19 protein-coding genes and 1 other annotated feature are annotated in these 20,114 nt (G+C 52.2%); of the genes, 14 read left to right on the top strand and 5 right to left on the bottom strand.

Annotation, left to right across the window (positions count from 1 at the left end; translation table 11 throughout):
* The first annotated feature begins 146 nt into the window (after positions 1-146).
* The 5 genes from dnaA (at position 147) to yidA (ending at position 7,333) form a co-directional block, all read left to right on the top strand.
* On the top strand, positions 147-1,550 hold the full coding sequence (dnaA, locus tag OGY10_RS23465; RefSeq protein WP_003827078.1) for a chromosomal replication initiator protein DnaA: 1,404 nt from the start codon (positions 147-149) through the stop codon (positions 1,548-1,550).
* A gap of 4 nt (positions 1,551-1,554) precedes the next feature.
* Positions 1,555-2,655 carry a DNA polymerase III subunit beta gene (gene dnaN / locus OGY10_RS23460; protein ID WP_003023863.1) on the top strand — a complete coding sequence of 367 codons (1,101 nt, stop codon included), beginning with the start codon at positions 1,555-1,557 and terminating at the stop codon, positions 2,653-2,655.
* Between the two features lie 138 nt (positions 2,656-2,793).
* The gene (recF, locus tag OGY10_RS23455) at positions 2,794-3,867 is read left to right on the top strand and encodes a DNA replication/repair protein RecF (RefSeq protein WP_069323651.1); all 1,074 of its coding nucleotides are present in this window, start codon (positions 2,794-2,796) and stop codon (positions 3,865-3,867) included.
* A gap of 28 nt (positions 3,868-3,895) precedes the next feature.
* Complete coding sequence (gene gyrB, locus OGY10_RS23450; RefSeq protein WP_008786542.1) at positions 3,896-6,310, top strand: DNA topoisomerase (ATP-hydrolyzing) subunit B; 2,415 nt, start codon at positions 3,896-3,898, stop codon at positions 6,308-6,310.
* Between the two features lie 210 nt (positions 6,311-6,520).
* Positions 6,521-7,333: a sugar-phosphatase gene (yidA, locus tag OGY10_RS23445; protein WP_003827086.1), complete on the top strand. Its 813-nt coding sequence runs from the start codon at positions 6,521-6,523 to the stop codon at positions 7,331-7,333.
* Positions 7,334-7,377: 44 nt separating this feature from the next.
* Here yidA and OGY10_RS23440 read toward each other — a convergent pair whose 3' ends face one another.
* Together OGY10_RS23440 and cbrA are read right to left on the bottom strand one after the other, a co-directional pair.
* Entirely contained in the window at positions 7,378-7,947 is a 570-nt protein-coding gene (locus tag OGY10_RS23440) for a YidX family protein (protein ID WP_053069302.1), read from the bottom strand.
* 82 nt (positions 7,948-8,029) lie between these two features.
* The gene (cbrA, locus tag OGY10_RS23435; protein ID WP_079934380.1) at positions 8,030-9,175 is read right to left on the bottom strand and encodes a colicin M resistance lipid reductase CbrA; all 1,146 of its coding nucleotides are present in this window, start codon (positions 9,173-9,175) and stop codon (positions 8,030-8,032) included.
* A 99-nt stretch (positions 9,176-9,274) separates the two neighbouring features.
* On the opposite strand from cbrA, the gene OGY10_RS23430 reads away from it, so the two are divergent.
* Positions 9,275-10,501 (top strand): YidR family protein, encoded by a 1,227-nt coding sequence (locus OGY10_RS23430; RefSeq protein ID WP_079934379.1) that lies wholly within the window; start codon positions 9,275-9,277, stop codon positions 10,499-10,501.
* Position 10,502: 1 nt separating this feature from the next.
* Here the strand turns inward: OGY10_RS23430 and OGY10_RS23425 are convergent, their stop codons facing one another.
* On the bottom strand, positions 10,503-10,835 hold the full coding sequence (locus tag OGY10_RS23425) for a YceK/YidQ family lipoprotein (RefSeq protein WP_003023879.1): 333 nt from the start codon (positions 10,833-10,835) through the stop codon (positions 10,503-10,505).
* A 238-nt stretch (positions 10,836-11,073) separates the two neighbouring features.
* Positions 11,074-11,146 (top strand) — a sequence feature (ROSE (Repression Of Heat Shock gene Expression) occurs in the 5'-region of heat shock genes and acts as an RNA thermometer to modulate expression.).
* Here OGY10_RS23425 and ibpA point away from each other — a divergent pair.
* The 7 genes from ibpA (at position 11,140) to OGY10_RS23390 (ending at position 16,224) form a co-directional block, all read left to right on the top strand.
* Positions 11,140-11,553, top strand: a complete 414-nt coding sequence (gene ibpA / locus OGY10_RS23420; RefSeq protein ID WP_003023882.1) for a small heat shock chaperone IbpA — start codon at positions 11,140-11,142, stop codon at positions 11,551-11,553. Its footprint overlaps the feature before it by 7 nt.
* 92 nt (positions 11,554-11,645) lie before the next feature.
* On the top strand, positions 11,646-12,074 hold the full coding sequence (gene ibpB, locus OGY10_RS23415) for a small heat shock chaperone IbpB (RefSeq protein ID WP_003827096.1): 429 nt from the start codon (positions 11,646-11,648) through the stop codon (positions 12,072-12,074).
* Positions 12,075-12,209: 135 nt separating this feature from the next.
* On the top strand, positions 12,210-13,040 hold the full coding sequence (gene dinD / locus OGY10_RS23410) for a DNA damage-inducible protein D (RefSeq protein WP_191226625.1): 831 nt from the start codon (positions 12,210-12,212) through the stop codon (positions 13,038-13,040).
* 110 nt (positions 13,041-13,150) lie between these two features.
* On the top strand, positions 13,151-14,812 hold the full coding sequence (locus OGY10_RS23405) for a putative transporter (RefSeq protein WP_079934377.1): 1,662 nt from the start codon (positions 13,151-13,153) through the stop codon (positions 14,810-14,812).
* Between the two features lie 185 nt (positions 14,813-14,997).
* A complete protein-coding gene (locus OGY10_RS23400) occupies positions 14,998-15,345 on the top strand; it encodes a YidH family protein (RefSeq protein ID WP_003023888.1) in 348 nt (115 codons plus the stop codon).
* The gene (locus tag OGY10_RS23395) at positions 15,335-15,697 is read left to right on the top strand and encodes a DUF202 domain-containing protein (protein WP_079934376.1); all 363 of its coding nucleotides are present in this window, start codon (positions 15,335-15,337) and stop codon (positions 15,695-15,697) included. The genes OGY10_RS23400 and OGY10_RS23395 overlap by 11 nt, the downstream gene beginning before the upstream one ends.
* Before the next feature lie 14 nt (positions 15,698-15,711).
* Complete coding sequence (locus OGY10_RS23390; RefSeq protein WP_003827104.1) at positions 15,712-16,224, top strand: radical SAM protein; 513 nt, start codon at positions 15,712-15,714, stop codon at positions 16,222-16,224.
* Positions 16,225-16,236: 12 nt separating this feature from the next.
* On the opposite strand, the gene dsdA is transcribed toward OGY10_RS23390, so the two are convergent.
* Entirely contained in the window at positions 16,237-17,559 is a 1,323-nt protein-coding gene (gene dsdA, locus OGY10_RS23385; protein WP_003827105.1) for a D-serine ammonia-lyase, read from the bottom strand.
* 17 nt (positions 17,560-17,576) lie between these two features.
* Positions 17,577-18,914, bottom strand: a complete 1,338-nt coding sequence (dsdX, locus tag OGY10_RS23380) for a D-serine transporter DsdX (RefSeq protein WP_003827107.1) — start codon at positions 18,912-18,914, stop codon at positions 17,577-17,579.
* A gap of 229 nt (positions 18,915-19,143) precedes the next feature.
* On the opposite strand from dsdX, the gene dsdC reads away from it, so the two are divergent.
* Complete coding sequence (dsdC, locus tag OGY10_RS23375; protein ID WP_057067116.1) at positions 19,144-20,070, top strand: DNA-binding transcriptional regulator DsdC; 927 nt, start codon at positions 19,144-19,146, stop codon at positions 20,068-20,070.
* Positions 20,071-20,114 lie beyond the last annotated feature (44 nt).

Below are 20,114 nucleotides of genomic sequence, written 5' to 3'. Positions count from 1 at the left end.
ATCGTTTCAATGGATCCTGATCGGGTAAAAATTGCAGATAGCAATTCGCACGTCACCCTTTGCATAGGGTCTTGTCGATGTGCGTCAACAATCATGAATGTTTCAGCCTTTGTCATTTATCGACTTTTGTTCGAGTGGAGTCCGCCGTGTCACTTTCGCTTTGGCAGCAGTGTCTTGCCCGATTGCAGGATGAGTTACCAGCCACAGAGTTCAGTATGTGGATACGCCCGTTGCAGGCGGAACTGAGCGATAACACGCTGGCTTTGTATGCGCCAAACCGTTTCGTGCTCGATTGGGTAAGGGATAAATACCTTAATAATATTAATGGATTACTCAATAATTTCTGTGGCGCGGATGCCCCACAGCTGCGCTTTGAAGTCGGCACTAAACCCGTCACGCAAACGCTGAAAACGCCGGTCAACAATGTTGTTGCGCCCGCCCACGTGGCTCAGCAAGTGCAACCACAACGTGCTGCTCCGGCGGCGCGTCCAGGCTGGGATAACGTCCCGGCTCCGGCAGAACCTACCTATCGTTCTAACGTCAACGTCAAACACACGTTTGATAACTTCGTTGAAGGTAAATCTAACCAGCTGGCGCGCGCGGCGGCACGTCAGGTGGCGGACAATCCTGGCGGCGCCTACAATCCGTTATTCCTTTATGGCGGTACGGGTCTGGGTAAAACCCACCTGTTGCACGCTGTCGGTAACGGCATTATGGCGCGTAAGCCAAACGCCAAAGTGGTGTATATGCACTCCGAGCGTTTTGTGCAGGACATGGTCAAAGCCCTGCAAAACAACGCGATCGAAGAGTTTAAACGCTACTACCGTTCCGTTGACGCGCTGCTGATTGACGATATCCAATTCTTCGCGAATAAAGAGCGATCGCAGGAAGAGTTTTTCCACACCTTTAACGCCCTGCTGGAAGGCAATCAGCAGATCATCCTGACCTCGGATCGCTATCCGAAGGAGATCAACGGCGTTGAAGATCGTCTGAAATCCCGCTTTGGCTGGGGACTGACTGTCGCGATCGAACCGCCTGAACTGGAAACGCGTGTTGCGATCCTGATGAAAAAAGCCGACGAAAACGACATTCGTCTGCCGGGTGAAGTCGCGTTCTTTATTGCCAAGCGTCTACGCTCTAACGTACGTGAGCTGGAAGGCGCACTGAACCGCGTGATCGCCAACGCCAATTTTACCGGCCGGGCGATTACTATCGATTTCGTGCGCGAAGCGCTGCGCGATCTGCTGGCTTTGCAGGAAAAGCTGGTCACCATCGACAATATCCAGAAGACGGTGGCGGAGTATTACAAAATCAAAATTGCGGATCTGCTTTCTAAGCGTCGATCTCGCTCGGTAGCTCGTCCGCGCCAGATGGCGATGGCGCTGGCAAAAGAGCTCACTAACCACAGTCTGCCGGAAATTGGCGACGCGTTTGGTGGGCGTGACCATACTACCGTGCTTCATGCCTGCCGCAAGATTGAGCAGTTGCGTGAAGAAAGCCATGATATTAAAGAAGATTTCTCCAATTTAATCAGAACATTATCTTCGTGACGCTATGAAATTTACCGTTGAACGTGAACATTTATTAAAACCGCTTCAGCAGGTCAGCGGCCCGCTGGGTGGACGTCCTACACTGCCTATTCTCGGAAACCTGCTGCTGCAGGTTGCTGACGGCACGCTTTCGCTGACCGGCACCGATCTCGAAATGGAGATGGTGGCGCGCGTGGCGCTGATCCAGCCTCATGAACCTGGTGCGACCACCGTTCCGGCGCGTAAATTCTTCGATATTTGCCGTGGATTGCCGGAAGGCGCGGAAATTGCCGTTCAACTGGAAGGCGACCGTATGCTGGTGCGTTCTGGCCGCAGCCGTTTCTCGCTGTCTACGCTGCCTGCCGCCGACTTCCCGAATCTGGACGACTGGCAGAGCGAAGTCGAATTCACCCTGCCGCAGGCGACGATGAAGCGCCTGATTGAAGCCACGCAGTTTTCGATGGCGCATCAGGACGTACGTTACTACTTAAACGGCATGCTGTTTGAAACCGAAGGGGAAGAGCTGCGTACCGTGGCGACCGACGGTCACCGCCTGGCGGTCTGTTCAATGCCTGTTGGTCAGCCGTTGCCAAGCCATTCGGTGATCGTACCGCGTAAAGGCGTGATTGAACTGATGCGTATGCTCGACGGCGGCGATAACCCGCTGCGCGTGCAGATTGGCAGCAACAACATTCGTGCGCACGTTGGTGACTTCATCTTCACCTCTAAGCTGGTTGATGGCCGTTTCCCGGATTATCGCCGCGTATTGCCGAAGAATCCGGACAAGCATCTGGAAGCCGGTTGCGATATCCTCAAACAGGCGTTTGCGCGTGCGGCGATCCTCTCGAACGAGAAATTCCGCGGCGTGCGTCTGTATGTCAGCGAAAACCAGCTCAAAATCACCGCCAACAACCCGGAGCAGGAAGAAGCAGAAGAAATTCTGGATGTCTCCTATCCTGGTACAGAACTGGAAATCGGCTTTAACGTGAGCTACGTACTGGACGTTCTGAACGCGCTGAAGTGCGAGAACGTGCGTATTCTGCTGACCGATTCCGTATCGAGCGTACAGATTGAAGATGCAGCGTCACAATCTGCAGCCTATGTCGTCATGCCTATGCGCTTGTAAAGAATATCGGGCTATCTTACTTGTTATTCTGGCTCCGGGCAGTGCTCGCAATCCTCACGTACTTCAGTACGCTCCGGTTGCTGTGCGCTGGCCGTAACCAGACTAACTGCGACGATAACGCCCTGGTTATGAGTTGATATGTCGCTATCCCGACTCCTGATTAAAGATTTCCGCAATATTGAAAATGCGGATCTCGCTTTATCCCCTGGCTTTAACTTCCTGGTTGGCGCGAACGGCAGCGGCAAAACCAGTGTGCTGGAAGCCATCTATACGCTCGGCCATGGCCGGGCGTTTCGCAGTTTGCAGATTGGCCGCGTGATTCGCCACGAGCAGGAGTCGTTTGTTTTACACGGGCGTTTGCAGGGTGAAGAACGTGAGACGTCGATTGGCCTGACGAAAGACAAACTGGGCGACAGCAAAGTGCGCATTGACGGCACTGACGGGCACAAGGTCGCAGAACTGGCACACCTGATGCCGATGCAGCTGATCACGCCAGAGGGGTTTACTTTACTCAACGGCGGCCCCAAATACAGAAGAGCATTTCTTGACTGGGGATGCTTTCACAATGAAGCCGGATTTTTCACCGCCTGGAGCAACCTGAAGCGACTGCTCAAGCAGCGCAATGCGGCACTGCGCCAGGTGAGTCGTTATGAGCAACTGCGCCCGTGGGATAGAGAACTTATCCCGCTGGCGGAACAAATCAGCACCTGGCGCGCGGAGTACAGCGCCGGTATCGCGCAGGATATGGCGGATACCTGCCAGCAGTTTCTTCCCGAGTTTTCGCTCTCCTTCTCATTCCAGCGCGGCTGGGAGAAAGAGACTGATTATGCCGAAGTGCTGGAACGCAGTTTTGAACGCGATCGCATGTTGACCTACACTGCGCACGGCCCGCATAAGGCGGATTTCCGCATTCGCGCCGACGGTGCGCCGGTGGAAGATACGTTGTCGCGTGGGCAGCTAAAGCTGCTGATGTGCGCCTTACGTCTGGCGCAAGGGGAGTTCCTGACCCGTGAAAGCGGGCGGCGCTGCCTGTACCTGATAGATGATTTTGCCTCTGAACTGGATGACGCGCGTCGCGGACTGCTGGCCAGCCGCTTAAAAGCCACGCAATCTCAGGTCTTTGTCAGCGCAATCAGCGCTGAACACGTTATAGACATGTCCGATGAAAATTCGAAGATGTTTACCGTGGAAAAGGGTAAAATAACGGATTAACCCAAGATAAAATGAGCGAGAAACGTTGATGTCGAATTCTTATGACTCCTCCAGTATCAAAGTCCTGAAAGGACTGGATGCGGTGCGTAAGCGCCCGGGTATGTATATCGGCGACACGGATGACGGCACCGGTCTGCACCACATGGTATTCGAGGTGGTAGATAACGCTATCGACGAAGCGCTCGCGGGTCACTGTAAAGATATCGTGGTAACGATTCACGCTGACAACTCCGTGTCCGTTACCGATGATGGCCGTGGTATCCCAACCGGTATTCACCCGGAAGAGGGCGTTTCGGCAGCGGAAGTTATCATGACCGTTTTGCACGCAGGCGGTAAATTCGATGATAACTCCTATAAAGTTTCCGGCGGTCTGCACGGCGTGGGTGTTTCCGTCGTTAACGCCCTGTCACAGAAGCTGGAACTGGTGATTCGTCGTGAAGGCAAAGTGCATCAGCAAACTTACGTGCACGGTGTGCCGCAGGCGCCGCTGGCAGTAACCGGCGAAACAGAATTGACCGGGACTCAGGTCCGTTTCTGGCCAAGCCACGAAACCTTTACCAATGTTGTTGAATTTGAATACGACATTCTGGCGAAACGTCTGCGTGAGCTGTCATTCCTGAACTCCGGCGTCTCTATTCGTCTGCGCGACAAGCGCGACGGCAAAGAAGACCATTTCCACTACGAAGGTGGCATCAAGGCGTTTGTTGAATACCTCAACAAAAACAAAACGCCGATCCACCCGAATATCTTCTACTTCTCCACCGAAAAAGACGGTATTGGCGTTGAAGTTGCGCTGCAGTGGAACGATGGTTTCCAGGAAAACATCTACTGCTTCACCAACAACATTCCACAGCGTGACGGCGGTACTCACCTTGCAGGCTTCCGTGCGGCGATGACCCGTACCCTGAACGCCTACATGGACAAAGAAGGCTACAGCAAAAAAGCGAAAGTCAGCGCTACCGGTGACGATGCCCGTGAAGGCCTGATTGCCGTTGTTTCCGTGAAAGTACCGGATCCGAAGTTCTCCTCACAGACCAAAGACAAGCTGGTCTCCTCTGAGGTGAAATCGGCGGTAGAACAGCAGATGAACGAACTGCTGAGCGAATATCTGCTGGAAAACCCGTCTGACGCGAAAATCGTTGTTGGCAAAATTATTGATGCTGCGCGTGCTCGTGAAGCTGCACGTCGTGCGCGTGAAATGACCCGTCGTAAAGGCGCGCTGGACTTAGCGGGTCTGCCGGGCAAGCTGGCGGACTGTCAGGAACGTGACCCGGCGCTGTCCGAACTGTACCTTGTGGAAGGGGACTCCGCGGGCGGTTCTGCGAAGCAGGGCCGTAACCGTAAAAACCAGGCGATTCTGCCGCTGAAGGGTAAAATCCTCAACGTCGAGAAAGCGCGCTTTGACAAGATGCTCTCCTCTCAGGAAGTCGCGACGCTGATCACTGCGCTCGGCTGTGGCATCGGTCGAGACGAGTACAACCCGGACAAACTGCGTTATCACAGCATCATCATCATGACCGATGCGGACGTCGATGGCTCGCACATTCGTACGCTGCTGTTGACCTTCTTCTATCGTCAGATGCCGGAAATCGTTGAACGCGGCCACGTTTACATTGCACAGCCACCGCTGTACAAAGTGAAAAAAGGCAAGCAGGAACAGTACATTAAAGATGACGAAGCGATGGATCAGTATCAGATCTCTATCGCTCTGGATGGTGCTACGCTGCACACCAACGCCAGCGCACCGGCCCTTTCCGGTGAGTCGTTAGAGAAACTGGTTTCTGAATACAACGCGACGCAGAAAATGATTGGCCGTATGGAACGTCGTTTCCCGAAAGCGCTGCTGAAAGAGCTGGTTTATCAACCGACGCTGCCAGAAGCCGATCTGGCTGATGAAGCGAAAGTTACGGCCTGGGTTTCCCAGTTGGTTAACGTGCTTAATGAAAACGAAATGCACGGCAGCACCTGGAATAGCTTCGTGCGTAAAGACGCTGAACTGAACCTGTTCGAACCGGTGATCCGGGTGCGTACCCACGGTGTCGATACTGACTATCCATTGGAACATGAATTTGTGACCGGTGGCGAGTACCATCGTATTTGTACGCTTGGCGAGAAGCTGCGTGGGCTGATCGAAGACGATGCGTTTATCGAACGTGGCGAGCGTCGCCAGCCGGTTGCCAGCTTTGAGCAGGCACTGGAATGGCTGCAGAAAGAGTCTCGTCGTGGCCTCGCTATCCAGCGTTATAAAGGTCTGGGCGAGATGAACCCGGAACAGCTGTGGGAAACCACCATGGATCCGGAAAGCCGTCGCATGTTGCGCGTTACCGTGAAGGATGCGATTGCTGCCGACCAGCTGTTCACCACGCTGATGGGCGATGCCGTTGAACCGCGTCGCGCATTTATCGAAGAGAACGCCCTGAAAGCGGCGAACATCGATATTTAAGCCAATCTGTAGGCCGGATAAGGCGGTTTACGCCGCCATCCGGCAAGACGTTGTATTGTGCCTGATGGCGCGTTGCTTATCAGGCCTTCAAACGACAACCAATCTACAAAAAGGGGAATCTCGATTCCCCTTTCTATCCCCCTTTTCGTAGCTGTTTTTTGAGCGGAATCGCGTTAGCATGAGGACGGACTCATTTAATCCGGGGAACTCATGGCTATCAAACTTATTGCTATCGACATGGATGGCACACTTCTGCTGCCCGATCACACCATTTCACCAGCGGTCAAAACGGCGATTGCCGCGGCACGCGCGCGTGGCGTGAATGTGGTGCTGACCACGGGACGCCCGTATGCCGGCGTTCACAGCTATCTGAAAGAACTACATATGGAACAACCCGGTGACTACTGCATTACCTACAACGGTGCGCTGGTGCAGAAAGCAGGGGATGGCAGTACCGTGGCGCAAACCGCGCTGAGCTATGATGATTATCGCTACCTGGAGCAGCTTTCCCGGGAAGTTGGCTCGCATTTCCACGCCCTCGATCGCAATACGCTGTATACCGCGAACCGTGATATCAGCTACTACACGGTGCACGAATCGTTTGTCGCGACCATCCCGCTGGTGTTCTGTGAAGCCGAGAAAATGGATCCCGCAACCCAGTTCCTGAAAGTGATGATGATTGACGAGCCGGAGATCCTCGATAAAGCTATCTCTCGTCTACCTGCGGAAGTAAAAGAGAAGTACACCGTGCTGAAAAGTGCGCCGTACTTCCTCGAAATCCTCGATAAACGCGTCAATAAAGGGACGGGCGTAAAATCGCTGGCCGATGCGTTAGGCATTAAAGCCGAAGAGGTGATGGCGATTGGCGATCAGGAAAACGACATCGCGATGATTGAATACGCAGGGGTGGGCGTTGCCATGGATAACGCTATTCCGTCAGTCAAAGAAATCGCCAACTTCGTGACGAAATCTAACCTTGAAGATGGCGTCGCGTATGCCATTGAGAAATTTGCGCTGAATTAAGAAATTATGGGCAAGTGCCTTGTTACATTTGCCCATTTAAATATTTATTGGTGATAATAATTAAAAAATAATATTTGTAATGGAGAGGTTACGACATCCAGAGTGATAGTAATGGGCAGCAGTCCGTTTGTGACGAATTCGGGTATATGTGAGGTTTTATATTCGTAAAAACCAACGGTAAATGGATGATAAAACGTAAGCATCTGCGAGTAATCCTGTTTGGTGCTTTTTTTATGGATTGTCCCTTGCAGTTTGGATAGATTTTTAGTGCAGTATTGCGCTGAGCAGTCAAAACCGTAGCCCGTAAGCACTTGTTTAACGTCCTGCGTTTCCCCTGTGTATTTAAGCGTTAATACGCCTTTAAACACCTTTTTATTGTCGCTGATGATGAATTTGGCGATATCAACTGCCTGTAAATTATGACGGTCGATTTGCGGATCTTGCAGCAACTTCACCACGCTTTCGGCACCACTGGTTATCAGATAATCAAACGTTTTACCGACAAAGACATAGCCTTCATTACCATCATTATCTTTACCTGACGATAAGCCAATAACGGTGTCTGTTTCCCACTTTTCCATTGTTGTGTGTGGATCGCCTGCTTTGAGCCACATAAAGCTCAGGCACCCTGATAACATAACGCTAAGCGATGATACGACCAGTGATTTTACCAACCAGCTATATTTTATGTTCAACTTAATCCCTTAAAAAAACGCGCCATAATGTCATAGCCATACTACGCGATTTCTCACGCTTTGCTTTCGCTGGCGGGTGACTTTCAGATTTTGCCAAGGGAATATGCGCAACGCCGCTACGCATAATCCATTTACGGGAAAATGCCGACGTCAGGGTCCGGCTTTTCAGGATTTTGCCATACAGTTTGAGACGTAACTTGTGGGTGGCTTTACGGTAAGCGTGATTCATATCTGGCGTATCCCGCAGCAGTACCGATTTGAGGATCTCCGCGCTGTCCAGCGCATAGCTAATCCCTTCCAGCGAGCTGGCGCTGATAAAACCGGCCGCTTCACCAATCAAAAATGCGTTGTCCTCGCCGCAGACGAAGTCTTTCCAGCGTGAGGGGAATAGCACCGTACATTTTTCACTTTTCACCGGTTTGCCGAACTGGAAATGGAACGCTTCCAGCTTCTCTTTCAGCGCGTCAAAGCGTGCCTGTCCGTCCTTCATGGGGTAGGCGCCACCAAAGATAAAATAGCCATCTTTGCTGATACTCCAGGAATAACAGTCAGTTGCATCGTTATCAAAAATACAGGAATAGAACGGTACGGGATGCTTTTCCGCAAACCATTGTTGAATAGCGACATATTTACGGATTTGGTGCTGTGGATAGAGATGACGGCGCACCAGTGAATTCGCGCCGTCTGCCCCCACCAGATAACGTGCAGTGATCTGCTGCTCCCAACCGTCGGCGCGGAAGATAACATGCCATTTATCGCCCTCGCGCCAGATTTTCCGACACAGGCTGTCGTGATACACCTGCACATCATCAGGGATGAGAGATTTAAGCCATAAATCAAAAGCATGGCGGTTGATATTAATGTAGCTGCGCTGGTAGTTACGCGTCAAAGAAGCGGCAACATCAACCGTTTTAACGCTAAAAATCTGCGGGTTGGCGATAACATCAACGGGTAAGGTTATCCCGTCGCGGATAAACGAACGCTGGGCGTCCGGGGCCAGCAGACCGCCGCAGGGTTTAGTGAAACCTTCGTTGCCGCACTGGCGTTTTTTATCCAACGCAATCACGCGCATTTTTCCGCTCAACTGTCGCGCCAGCGCTGCGCCTGCCGGACCTAAACCGATAATCGCTACGTCAAAATGTTCCATCTTTCTGTCCGCAAAAATGAAGATGGCGATACGCTAAAGCCTGAAAGTGAAGTGCTTGTGAAGTATGATTGTTTTAATCGTCTTGTATCAGGGCATCTCATGAAGCAAATCACCTTTACGCCGCGTAATCATCAGCTTACCAATATCAACACCTGGACATCGGACAGCCAGTGGCTGGTCTTTGATGTGCGCCCTTCCGGCGCTTCCTTTACCGGTGAAACAATTGAGCGCGTCAATATCCATACTGGCGAGCTGGAGGTGATTTACCGGGCTACTCAGGGATCGCACGTTGGCGTGGTGACCGTTCATCCAAAGTTGGAAAAATATGTATTCATTCACGGGCCTGAAAATCCTGATGAAACATGGCATTACGACTTCCATCATCGTCGTGGGGTGATTGTTACGCAGGCTGGGGTGGAGAATCTGGATGCAATGGATATTACTGCGCCCTATACGCCAGGTGCGCTGCGCGGCGGGAGTCATGTGCATGTTTTTAGCCCGAACGGTGAGTTTGTCAGTTTCACCTATAACGACCATGTTCTGCATGAGCGCTCTCCGGCGCTCGATTTACGCAACGTCGGTGTGGCTGCACCGTATGGTCCGGTGAAGGTCTCCGCGCAGCATCCGCGTGAATACAGTGGCAGCCATTGGTGCGTGCTGGTGAGCCAGACGACACCAACGCCAAAACCGGGTAGCGATGAGATTAACCGCGCCTATGAAGAGGGCTGGGTTGGAGAAAACAGGCTGGCGTTTATCGGTGATACGCTATCAGCCACTGGCGAGAAAGTACCGGAGCTGTTTATTGTTGATTTGCCACAGGATGAAAGCGGCTGGAAACAGCCGGGGGACGCGCCTCTGGAGGGGACTGACATGACCATGCCTGCGCCACCATCCGGTATTCGCCAACGCCGTCTGACGTTTACCCATGAGCGCGCCTTCCCGGGGCTGGTGAATCAGCCTCGCCACTGGGTACGCAGTAATCCAAAGGCATCTGAGATTGCGTTTTTAATGCGTGATGACAACGGTATTGTACAGCTGTGGCTGATTTCCCCACAGGGTGGATCGCTGCGTCAGCTTACCCAGTGCGCTACGAATATTCAGTCAGCCTTTAACTGGCACCCATCGGGGAAATGGCTGGGATTTGTACTGGAGAACAGAATTGCCTGTTGTGATGTTCAAACGGGCGAGATTGATTTTTTAACGGAACGTCATGATAACCCTCCGTCGGCCGATGCGATCGTCTTCTCCCCTGATGGTCGACAGGTTGCGTGGATGGAAGACGTCGAGGGTTTCCGCCAGCTGTGGGTGACTGAAACCGGGCGTTAATTTATGGAGCAGACATTTCTGCCGGGGGAATAACGGCGTTCGTGGCCTGGGTTCTCTCCTCGCTCTTTTCTACGCGGGATCTCACCGAGTTATCTTTGCGAAAGAGATCCCAAGGTAGCAATACCGTATCGAGCACCGCGGTAAAAGGCATATCCAGAATCGCCAGCGACTTGGTTCCCCAGTTCGTATCACTTTCGCTAATCATTGTGGCACTGGCTCGCGTGCCAGGATACGTCCCTTCTTTGCCACCTGTATGCGACATTATGCTGGAACAACCGCTTACAAACGCCATCCCACTACACATCGTCAGTGTTACCAACATTTTTTTAATCATCATTTATTCATCTGTATTTATCGTGTTTGCATGGTGAGTTAAAGCGATCCGTTGCGAAAATAACATCACCATTTCGTCGCACTGTGGCGGCCATCGCGATTTAACGAGAACAACTGCTCCCCCCAGTGTATGCAATAGACAACAAACTGCAAAAAAAGTCAGATGAATACGCTTGAAAAGTTTGTATTAAGACCCATTTTTAGAGTGTAGACAAATGAAGGGCATGCCTGATGGGTGTCCTGGCTACCTGACCTGTCCATGATGGAAGGTCAATTATTCTCGCTGATTTCAGGAGCTATTGATTATGCGTAACTTTGATTTATCCCCGCTGTACCGTTCTGCTATTGGTTTTGACCGTCTGTTTAACCTGCTGGAAAACAATCAGGGCCAGAGCAATGGCGGCTACCCTCCGTACAACGTGGAGCTGGTAGACGAAAACCATTACCGCATTGCAATTGCCGTTGCCGGTTTTGCTGAAAGCGAACTGGAAATTACTGCCCAGGACAATCTGCTGGTGGTAAAAGGCGCCCATGCGGACGATCAAAAAGAACGTACTTACCTGTATCAGGGTATTGCCGAGCGCAACTTTGAACGCAAGTTCCAGTTAGCGGAGAACATTCATGTTCGCGGCGCAAACCTGGTAAATGGTCTGCTGTATATCGATCTTGAGCGCGTGATTCCTGAAGCGAACAAACCGCGCCGCATCGAAATCAACTAATTCTGTAGGCCGCTTCAGGCGGCCTTGCTAAGTCATCGGCTTGCCGTCAGGGAGCCGAAAGGTACCTACTCGCTTCTTGGAAGGAGATTATTATGCGTAACTACGATTTATCCCCACTGCTGCGTCAATGGATCGGTTTTGACAAACTGGCCAATGCCTTGCAAAACACCGGTGAAAGCCAGAGCTTCCCGCCTTATAACATCGAAAAGAGCGATGATAACCACTACCGCATTACCCTTGCGTTAGCCGGTTTCCGCCAGGAAGATCTGGATATTCAACTGGAAGGCACGCGCCTGACCGTGAAAGGTACGCCGCAGCAGCCGGAAAAAGAGACCAAATGGTTGCATCAGGGGCTGGTCACTCAGCCGTTCAGCCTGAGCTTTACGCTGGCTGAAAATATGGAGGTCTCCGGCGCAAGCTTCACTAACGGCTTGCTGCATATTGATTTGACCCGGAATGAACCTGAAACCATTGCTCCACAACGTATCGCCATCAGCGAACGTCCTGCATTAGATAGTTAAATAGCTCCATGCCTTTGCCCCGCCAGAAATGACGGGGCTTTTTTGTGCGTCAGCACACATGAAACTGACTTGTTGTAACGAATGTTTCACTGTAAAAACATCCAGTATTAATACTCTTAACGAGGGAATGTTTTTATGAGTGAACATCAGCCATTTGAAGCCATGAAACAGTTTGATGATGCCGGGGTTGAATATTGGTCTGCCCGGGCATTCGCTAAAACTCTTGAATATTCAGAGTACCGACATTTTCTACCTGTCATAAAGAAAGCAGTGGAGTCATGTGTAGCCAGTGGTCAATTAGAGAGTGACCATTTCGAGGAGATCCTCGCAATGGTACGAATTGGGTCAGGAGCCAGTCGGAAACTAAAAGACGTAAAACTCTCCCGCTACGCCTGTTATCTGGTCGTGCAAAATGGTGATCCCGCGAAACCTGTTATAGCGGCAGGGCAAACCTACTTTGCTATTCAAACCCGGCGTCAGGAGTTGGCCGATGATGCTGCTTTTAAATCTCTGCGTGAGGATGAAAAACGTTTGTTCTTACGCAATGAACTAAAAGAACACAATAAGCATCTTGTTGAAACTGCACAACTTGCTGGCGTAGAGACCACTTTCGATTTTGCTATCTTTCAAAACCATGGTTACAAGGGGCTTTATGGTGGTTTAGATCAGCGAGCGATTCATGAACGTAAAGGGTTGAAGAAAAGCCAAAAAATTCTCGATCACATGGGGTCTACAGAGCTCGCGGCAAATCTGTTTCGGGCAACGCAAACGGAAGACAAACTGCGCAGAGACTCTGTTAACACCAAACAGCAAGCTAATCAGACGCATTATGAAGTAGGTCGCAAAGTTCGTCAGACTATTCATGATCTGGGGGGCACGATGCCAGAAGCGCTGCCATTGCCAGAAAAAAGCATTCAGCAATTACAAATCGACGTAAAGAAAAACAGTAAAGAGCGCCCTTCTTAAGCGCTCCAGAGCGCCTTGTAGCATGATAATGTGCGCCACTCTGCATTCATGCCTGAACGCTTCAGTCATAATCCTCGTTAAATGAAATGTTATTCACAGGGAACAGAATAATGAGTGATATAGCATTGACGGTCAGCGTTCTGGCATTAGTGGCAGTTGTCGGGTTATGGATCGGCAACATAAAAATACGTGGTGTGGGTTTTGGCATTGGAGGCGTGCTGTTCGGCGGTATTATCGTCGGGCATTTTGTCGATCAGGCAGGGATGACCCTGAGCGGCGACATGCTGCATTTTATTCAGGAATTTGGCCTGATTCTTTTCGTCTACACCATTGGTATTCAGGTGGGGCCGGGCTTTTTTGCTTCTCTGCGCGTTTCGGGCCTGCGGCTGAATCTGTTTGCTGTGCTGATTGTCATCATGGGTGGCATGGTCACCGCGATCCTGCATAAGATTTTTGCCATTCCTCTCCCTGTGGTGCTGGGAATATTCTCTGGAGCGGTCACCAATACCCCGGCGTTAGGTGCGGGGCAGCAAATTCTGCGCGATTTAGGTACGCCTGGCGATGTGGTTGACCAGATGGGGATGAGCTATGCCATGGCTTATCCTTTCGGCATCTGCGGAATTTTACTGACCATGTGGCTGATGCGCCTTATTTTCCGCGTTAACGTCGATGCTGAAGCCCAGCAGCATGAATCCACGCTGACCAACGGGCACGCACTGATTCAGACGATGAACATCCGCGTGGAAAACCCAAACATCAACAATATGGCGATTCAGGATGTCCCGATTCTGAACAGCGACAAAATCATCTGCTCGCGTCTGAAACGTGACGAGACATTGATGGTGCCGTCGCCAGGGACTGTTATCCAGATGGGCGACCTGCTACACCTGGTCGGACAGCCTGCTGACCTGCATAACGCGCAGGTGGTGATTGGGCAGGAGGTAGACACATCGCTGTCTACGCGAGGTACCGATTTACGCGTCGAACGCGTGGTGGTGACCAACGAGCAGGTGCTGGGTAAACGTATCCGCGACCTGCACTTTAAAGAACGTTACGACGTGGTGATTTCCCGCCTGAACCGTGCGGGTGTTGAGCTGGTAGCCAGCAGTGACGCCAGCCTGCAATTCGGGGATATCCTCAATCTGGTGGGGCGTCCCGCGTCCATTGATGCCGTTGCCAATGTTGTGGGTAACGCGCAGCAAAAACTGCAGCAGGTGCAGATGCTGCCGGTATTTATCGGTATCGGGCTGGGTGTTCTACTGGGTTCAATCCCGCTGTTCATCCCGGGGTTCCCGGTGGCGTTGAAACTGGGGTTGGCCGGCGGGCCGCTGATTATGGCCCTGATCCTGGGGCGTATTGGTAGCATCGGTAAGCTGTACTGGTTTATGCCTCCCAGCGCTAACCTGGCGTTGCGAGAGTTGGGTATCGTGCTGTTTCTTGCGGTGGTGGGTCTGAAGTCAGGCGGTGATTTTGTCGATACCCTAACACAGGGCGATGGCCTGAGCTGGGTGGGTTACGGTATTTTCATTACCGCGATTCCGCTTATTACCGTGGGCTTGCTGGCGCGAATCTTTGCCAAAATGAACTATCTGACACTGTGTGGCATGTTGGCTGGCTCAATGACCGATCCCCCGGCTTTGGCGTTTGCTAATAACCTGCATGCCACCAGCGGGGCAGCAGCGCTCTCCTACGCTACCGTTTATCCACTGGTCATGTTCCTGAGGATTATCACCCCGCAACTGTTGGCGGTGCTCTTCTGGGGATTAGGTTAAAACTGACTTATCCGGCCTGCATCTCCTGTAGGCCGGATAAAACGCAACTCTCCATCCGGCATTACAAACACCCTCTCTCTTTCCCATTGTCTCATCACCCGACTCGCCCTCTCGTTTGAGAATCAGGTTCATACTCCTTAACTGTTCCGGTATAACGACCAGACAACAATATTTAAGGAGCTGTCATGAAGATTTCTCGCCTTGGAGAAGCACCGGATTATCGCTTCTCGCTGGCAAATGAGCGTACTTTTCTGGCGTGGATCCGCACCGCGCTCGGATTTCTGGCGGCGGGGGTTGGCCTTGATCAACTGGCCCCGGATTTTGCCACGCCGGTCATCCGTGAGGCGCTTGCCTTGTTGCTGTGTCTGTTTGCCGGCGGTCTGGCGATCTACGGCTACCTGCGCTGGCTACGTAACGAAAAGGCGATGCGACTGAAAGAGGACTTGCCCTACACCCACAGCCTGCTGATTATCAGCGTCATGCTGACTATTGTGGCGGTGATTGTCATGACGCTGGTGCTGTATGCCGGATAGCCGCAAATCCCGACGCATCGCTGACCCGGGGTTACAACCGGAGCGGACTTCACTGGCCTGGTTTCGCACGTTGTTGGGCTATGGCGCGTTAATGGCGCTGGCGATTAAGCACAACTGGCACCAGGCGGGAGTGTTGTTCTGGATATCGGTAGTTGTGCTGGCGATAGTGGCGATTATCCTCTGGCACTACACCCGCAGCCGTAATCTGATGGATGTGAGTCATAGCGATTTTTCTGAATCTCGCGCGGTGCGTGACAAATTTATGATCTCCCTCGCGGTGTTATCCCTCGCAATGCTGTTTGCTGTAACGCATGTTCGCCAACTTATCGTATTTATCGGGAATTTTGCATGACAGGATGTGAGAACATGGATGTTAGTGATGATGTTTTAAACGTGGTGATTGACCATCAGAAGTGTTTACAACCGGTTGAAGTGTACCGTGGTTTGCAACAAGGAAATGTTCGCCTGGTACAATTTATTCCGCTGGTTAAGCACGATGGTTCAGGTCATCTGACAGACGAATCGGTTACGTCTGAGGCATGGGGCCGATTTTTAATTACGATATTTGATATCTGGGTACGTGAAGATATTAATCAGATATCTATCCAGCTTTTCGATAAAACGCTTCGCCAGTGGTGTGGTCTGACGGCACAGATTGAACGACAGACCATGTCATCAATGAATACGCGTTGCCAGACATGCTCATTGTTTCAATATTACCACGGTGATTGTCCTGCGTACTGCGAGGAAAATGGAAAGGGCGTGCTGTGTGCAGGCTATCAGGCTTTCTTCAGCCATACCGCGCCGCATATGCGCGTGATGCGTGACCTGCTTAAGCAGCATCGCTCACCGATGGAGCTGATGGCGATGCTGCGTTAAGCTCAGCTGTATTTAACGTCCTTTGGCCAGATACTGCGCCATTTCATCTTCCGGGACCATTCCACCGCCGGTCGCCCACACCAGGTGGGTGGCGTTATTGAGCTGATCCGCGCTGAAGCCGTGCATGTGCTGATAGTCAGCAGAGGCGCAAACGTGTTGCGGACCGGCCATCCCTGCCAGCGCTGACGGTTCGAGGCGAATACCTTCTTCCTGCGCCAGCCAGCCCAGCATATCGTACATCGTCTGATCGTCCAGAGTGTACAGACCGTCGAGCAGACGTTCCATTGCCCGGCCAACAAAGCCAGACGCACGGCCGACAGCCAGCCCATCAGCCGCCGTCAGGTTGTCGATGCCAATATCCTGCACGGAAATCGTATCGTGCAGTCCGGTATAAATCCCCAGCAGCATGCACGGTGAATGGGTTGGTTCTGCGAAGAAGCAGTGCACGTTATCGCCAAACGCCAGCTTCAGGCCAAACGCCACGCCGCCAGGGCCACCGCCGACGCCGCATGGTAGGTAAACAAACAGTGGATGGTCTGCATCCACCACGCGCCCCTGCTGGGCAAACTGCGCCTTTAAGCGCTGTCCGGCCACCGCATAGCCTAAAAACAGCGTGCGGGAATTTTCATCATCGATAAAGAAGCAGTTTGGATCGGACTCCGCCGCCTTACGGCCCTGTTCAACCGCCACGCCGTAATCTTCTTCATACTCCACGACCGTCACACCGTGACTGCGCAGTTTGGCTTTTTTCCATGCGCGGGCGTCGGCCGACATATGCACCGTCACCTTAAAGCCGATACGGGCGCTCATAATGCCAATCGACATGCCGAGATTACCGGTGGAGCCTACTGCGATGCTGTACTGGCTAAAGAACTGTTTGAATTCGGGCGAAAGCAGAACGCTGTAATCGTCTTGTGTGGTCAGCAGACCGGCTTCCAGCGCCAGTTTTTCCGCGTGGGTCAGTACTTCATAAATGCCACCACGGGCTTTAATCGAGCCAGAAATTGGCAGGTGACTGTCTTTCTTCAGCAGAATTTCGCCATTGATGCGCTGCCCGTACTCTTTCTCCAGCCGCTTTTGCATGGCCGGAATCGCGGCCAGCTCAGATTCAATAATGCCGCCGGTGGCCGCGGTTTCCGGGAATGCCTTTGCCAGGTACGGCGCAAAGCGCGTCAGACGGGCGTGAGCATCCTGAACATCGTGTTCAGTCAGGCCAACATACGGTAAACCTTCCGCAAGAGAGGTGGTGCCAGGGTTAAACCAGGTTGTCTCCTTGAGAGCAACCAGATCTTCCACTAAAGGATACTGGGCGATAAGTGTTTGAATGTTTTCCATAGTCAGTCTCTTTGCGCTTAGATAATAAAGGAAAGCAGGAATGTGCAAGCCAGTGCAATCACGGACGCGATAAATGTCGCGGTCGTATAGTATTTAAACGTTTCATTCAGGGTGGCACCGCAGTATTGCTTCACCAGCCAGAAGAGGGAATCGGTAACGATCGTGCAGCCAATAGCGCCGGAACCGATAGCAATGGCGATGATCTCCGGGCTGACGTTGGGATAGAGCGGCAGCATCGGTGCAACGATTGCCGTGGCGCCCATCATTGCCACCGTGGCGGAACCCACCGCAGCATGCAGGATTAACGCCACCAGCCACGCCAGCAGAATCGGGTGCATATGCATGTTCGAGAGGATCAGCGCAAGAGTATCCGCCAGCCCACTGCTCTTGAGGATAGCGTTGAATGCGCCGCCTGCGCCGATAATCAACAGAATGTTAGCTATGGAGCCAAAACCGTTTTCAGTGTGGGTCAGCAACGTACCCATACCGATGTGCTGACGCAGGCCGAGAATGTAATAGGCAACGAAAACGGCAATAAACATCGCGGTGATCGGGTTACCAATAAACTCCAGCAGCGTATATACCGTGCTGCCTTTCGCCATGTTCAGCTCAGCGACGGTTTTTACCAGCATCAGGCCAATCGGCAGCAGAACGGTAAACAGCGTAGCACCCAGCGACGGCAGCGTACTTTCGTCACGCACTTTAAGGTCAGAAAACTCAGCCGGAACCGGTTTAAACGGCAGACGGTTACCCAGGAATTTCAGGTACAGAGGACCGCCTATCAGCGAGGCCATCAAGCCGACCAGTAAGCCGTAGACAATCACGGTGCCAATGTCTGCGCCCAGCTTGTTCGCCACGAACAGGGCAGCCGGATGCGGTGGTACCACGCAGTGCACCGCCATCAGCGCCGTACACAGCGGAATCGCCAGCTTCAGTAATGAAGTATTGGTTTTCTTGGCAATTGAAAAGGCCAGTGGAATCAACAGCACCACGCCGACTTCAACAAACAGCGTGATCCCGCAAATCAGTCCAACCAGAACCATAATGACGTCGGCGGATAGCCAGCGGCAGCGCTGCAGCGTCAGGCCAATGCGTTCGGCTGCGCCGGACACTTCCATCATTTTGCCCAGAATGGTCCCAAGGCCGATAACCGCGGCGAGGAAGCCCAGCGTACCGCCGATGCCACTCTCAATGGCATTGACCATATCCAACGGCCCCATGCCCATCATCGTACCCACGAAGAAGCTGGCTAACAGTAGCGCCAGAAACGGGTGGAATTTGAACTTCACGATGGTCAAAACGATTAACACGATGCTTATCAGCAGCGTGCTCACAACCCAGATTTGAGAGTGCATAACTCACCTTGCCCTGTGATTAATATAGGGTTATTGGACAAAAATAAGGCATGGTCTGACAAACGATATAAATCCCCATTCACATGAGCCAGATTGCATCAAATGCGTGATTTATGTCTAATTGTGCTTTGTTTATGCGATATGGTTCACTCTGGTTCACCTTTGAGCTGATTTTTGCAGCGAACTTTTTTACACTCCAGCGCATGAATCAGAAGGAAAGGAGGTGAGAATGGATCCCCTACGCGAAGTCAGAAACCGGCTGCTCAACGGCTGGCAGCTGTCAAAGCTGTATACTTTTGAAGTGGCGGCCCGGCATCAGTCGTTTGCGCTGGCGGCAGACGAGCTGTCATTGAGCCCCAGCGCCGTCAGCCATCGCATAAATCAGCTTGAAGATGAGCTTGGCATCCAATTATTTGTTCGTTCTCATCGCAAAGTGGAACTCACTCATGAGGGCAAACGGGTATTTTGGGCGCTGAAGTCGTCACTGGACACGCTCAACCAGGAGATTCTTGATATTAAGAATCAGGAGCTCTCGGGGACGCTCACCGTCTACTCACGGCCTTCTATCGCCCAGTGCTGGCTGGTTCCGGCGCTCGGCGACTTTACCCGTCGCTACCCGTCAATTTCGCTAACCATGTTGACCGGGAACGACAACGTCAATCTACAGCGTGCGGGTATCGATCTCGCCATCTATTTTGACGATGCACCCTCCGCGCAACTCACGCATCACTTCCTGATGGATGAAGAGATCCTGCCGGTGTGCAGCCCGGACTACGCCCGCCGCCATGACCTTACCGGTTCGCTGGTGAATTTGCCGCACTGTACGTTGCTGCACGACAGACAGGCGTGGAGTAACGATTCCGGGACCGATGAGTGGCACAGTTGGGCGCAGAATTTTGCGGCGAATTTGCCGACATCGTCGGGGATTGGTTTTGATCGTTCTGATTTAGCAGTGATTGCGGCAATGAACCATATCGGCGTAGCGATGGGCCGAAAACGGCTGGTGCAAAAACGCCTCGACAGCGGAGAATTGATTGCGCCTTTTGGCGATATGGCGCTGAAATGTCATCAGCATTACTACATCACCACGCTGCCCGGCAGGCAGTGGCCGAAAATCGAGGCGTTTATTGGCTGGCTACAGGAGCAGGTTAAATAAGCGGGTCGCGAATATTTTTTACGCTTTCGCTCTACACGGAAAGT

This window comes from Citrobacter sp. Cpo148, assembly GCF_030332375.1.
GTDB lineage: Bacteria > Pseudomonadota > Gammaproteobacteria > Enterobacterales > Enterobacteriaceae > Citrobacter > Citrobacter portucalensis.
This window is presented reverse-complemented; position numbering and strand designations above follow the sequence as displayed.

What these genes read in the sequence shown, in the direction of transcription:
- dnaN (WP_003023863.1), top strand. Translation starts at nt 1,555, where the DNA reads ATGAAATTTACCGTTGAACGTGAACATTTATTAAAACCGCTTCAGCAG.
- recF (WP_069323651.1), top strand. Translation starts at nt 2,794, where the DNA reads ATGTCGCTATCCCGACTCCTGATTAAAGATTTCCGCAATATTGAAAAT.
- gyrB (WP_008786542.1), top strand. Translation starts at nt 3,896, where the DNA reads ATGTCGAATTCTTATGACTCCTCCAGTATCAAAGTCCTGAAAGGACTG.
- yidA (WP_003827086.1), top strand. Translation starts at nt 6,521, where the DNA reads ATGGCTATCAAACTTATTGCTATCGACATGGATGGCACACTTCTGCTG.
- OGY10_RS23440 (WP_053069302.1), bottom strand. Translation starts at nt 7,947, where the DNA reads ATGTGGCTCAAAGCAGGCGATCCACACACAACAATGGAAAAGTGGGAA.
- cbrA (WP_079934380.1), bottom strand. Translation starts at nt 9,175, where the DNA reads ATGGAACATTTTGACGTAGCGATTATCGGTTTAGGTCCGGCAGGCGCA.
- OGY10_RS23430 (WP_079934379.1), top strand. Translation starts at nt 9,275, where the DNA reads ATGAAGCAAATCACCTTTACGCCGCGTAATCATCAGCTTACCAATATC.
- OGY10_RS23425 (WP_003023879.1), bottom strand. Translation starts at nt 10,835, where the DNA reads ATGATTAAAAAAATGTTGGTAACACTGACGATGTGTAGTGGGATGGCG.
- ibpA (WP_003023882.1), top strand. Translation starts at nt 11,140, where the DNA reads ATGCGTAACTTTGATTTATCCCCGCTGTACCGTTCTGCTATTGGTTTT.
- ibpB (WP_003827096.1), top strand. Translation starts at nt 11,646, where the DNA reads ATGCGTAACTACGATTTATCCCCACTGCTGCGTCAATGGATCGGTTTT.
- dinD (WP_191226625.1), top strand. Translation starts at nt 12,210, where the DNA reads ATGAGTGAACATCAGCCATTTGAAGCCATGAAACAGTTTGATGATGCC.
- OGY10_RS23405 (WP_079934377.1), top strand. Translation starts at nt 13,151, where the DNA reads ATGAGTGATATAGCATTGACGGTCAGCGTTCTGGCATTAGTGGCAGTT.
- OGY10_RS23400 (WP_003023888.1), top strand. Translation starts at nt 14,998, where the DNA reads ATGAAGATTTCTCGCCTTGGAGAAGCACCGGATTATCGCTTCTCGCTG.
- OGY10_RS23395 (WP_079934376.1), top strand. Translation starts at nt 15,335, where the DNA reads ATGCCGGATAGCCGCAAATCCCGACGCATCGCTGACCCGGGGTTACAA.
- OGY10_RS23390 (WP_003827104.1), top strand. Translation starts at nt 15,712, where the DNA reads ATGGATGTTAGTGATGATGTTTTAAACGTGGTGATTGACCATCAGAAG.
- dsdA (WP_003827105.1), bottom strand. Translation starts at nt 17,559, where the DNA reads ATGGAAAACATTCAAACACTTATCGCCCAGTATCCTTTAGTGGAAGAT.
- dsdX (WP_003827107.1), bottom strand. Translation starts at nt 18,914, where the DNA reads ATGCACTCTCAAATCTGGGTTGTGAGCACGCTGCTGATAAGCATCGTG.
- dsdC (WP_057067116.1), top strand. Translation starts at nt 19,144, where the DNA reads ATGGATCCCCTACGCGAAGTCAGAAACCGGCTGCTCAACGGCTGGCAG.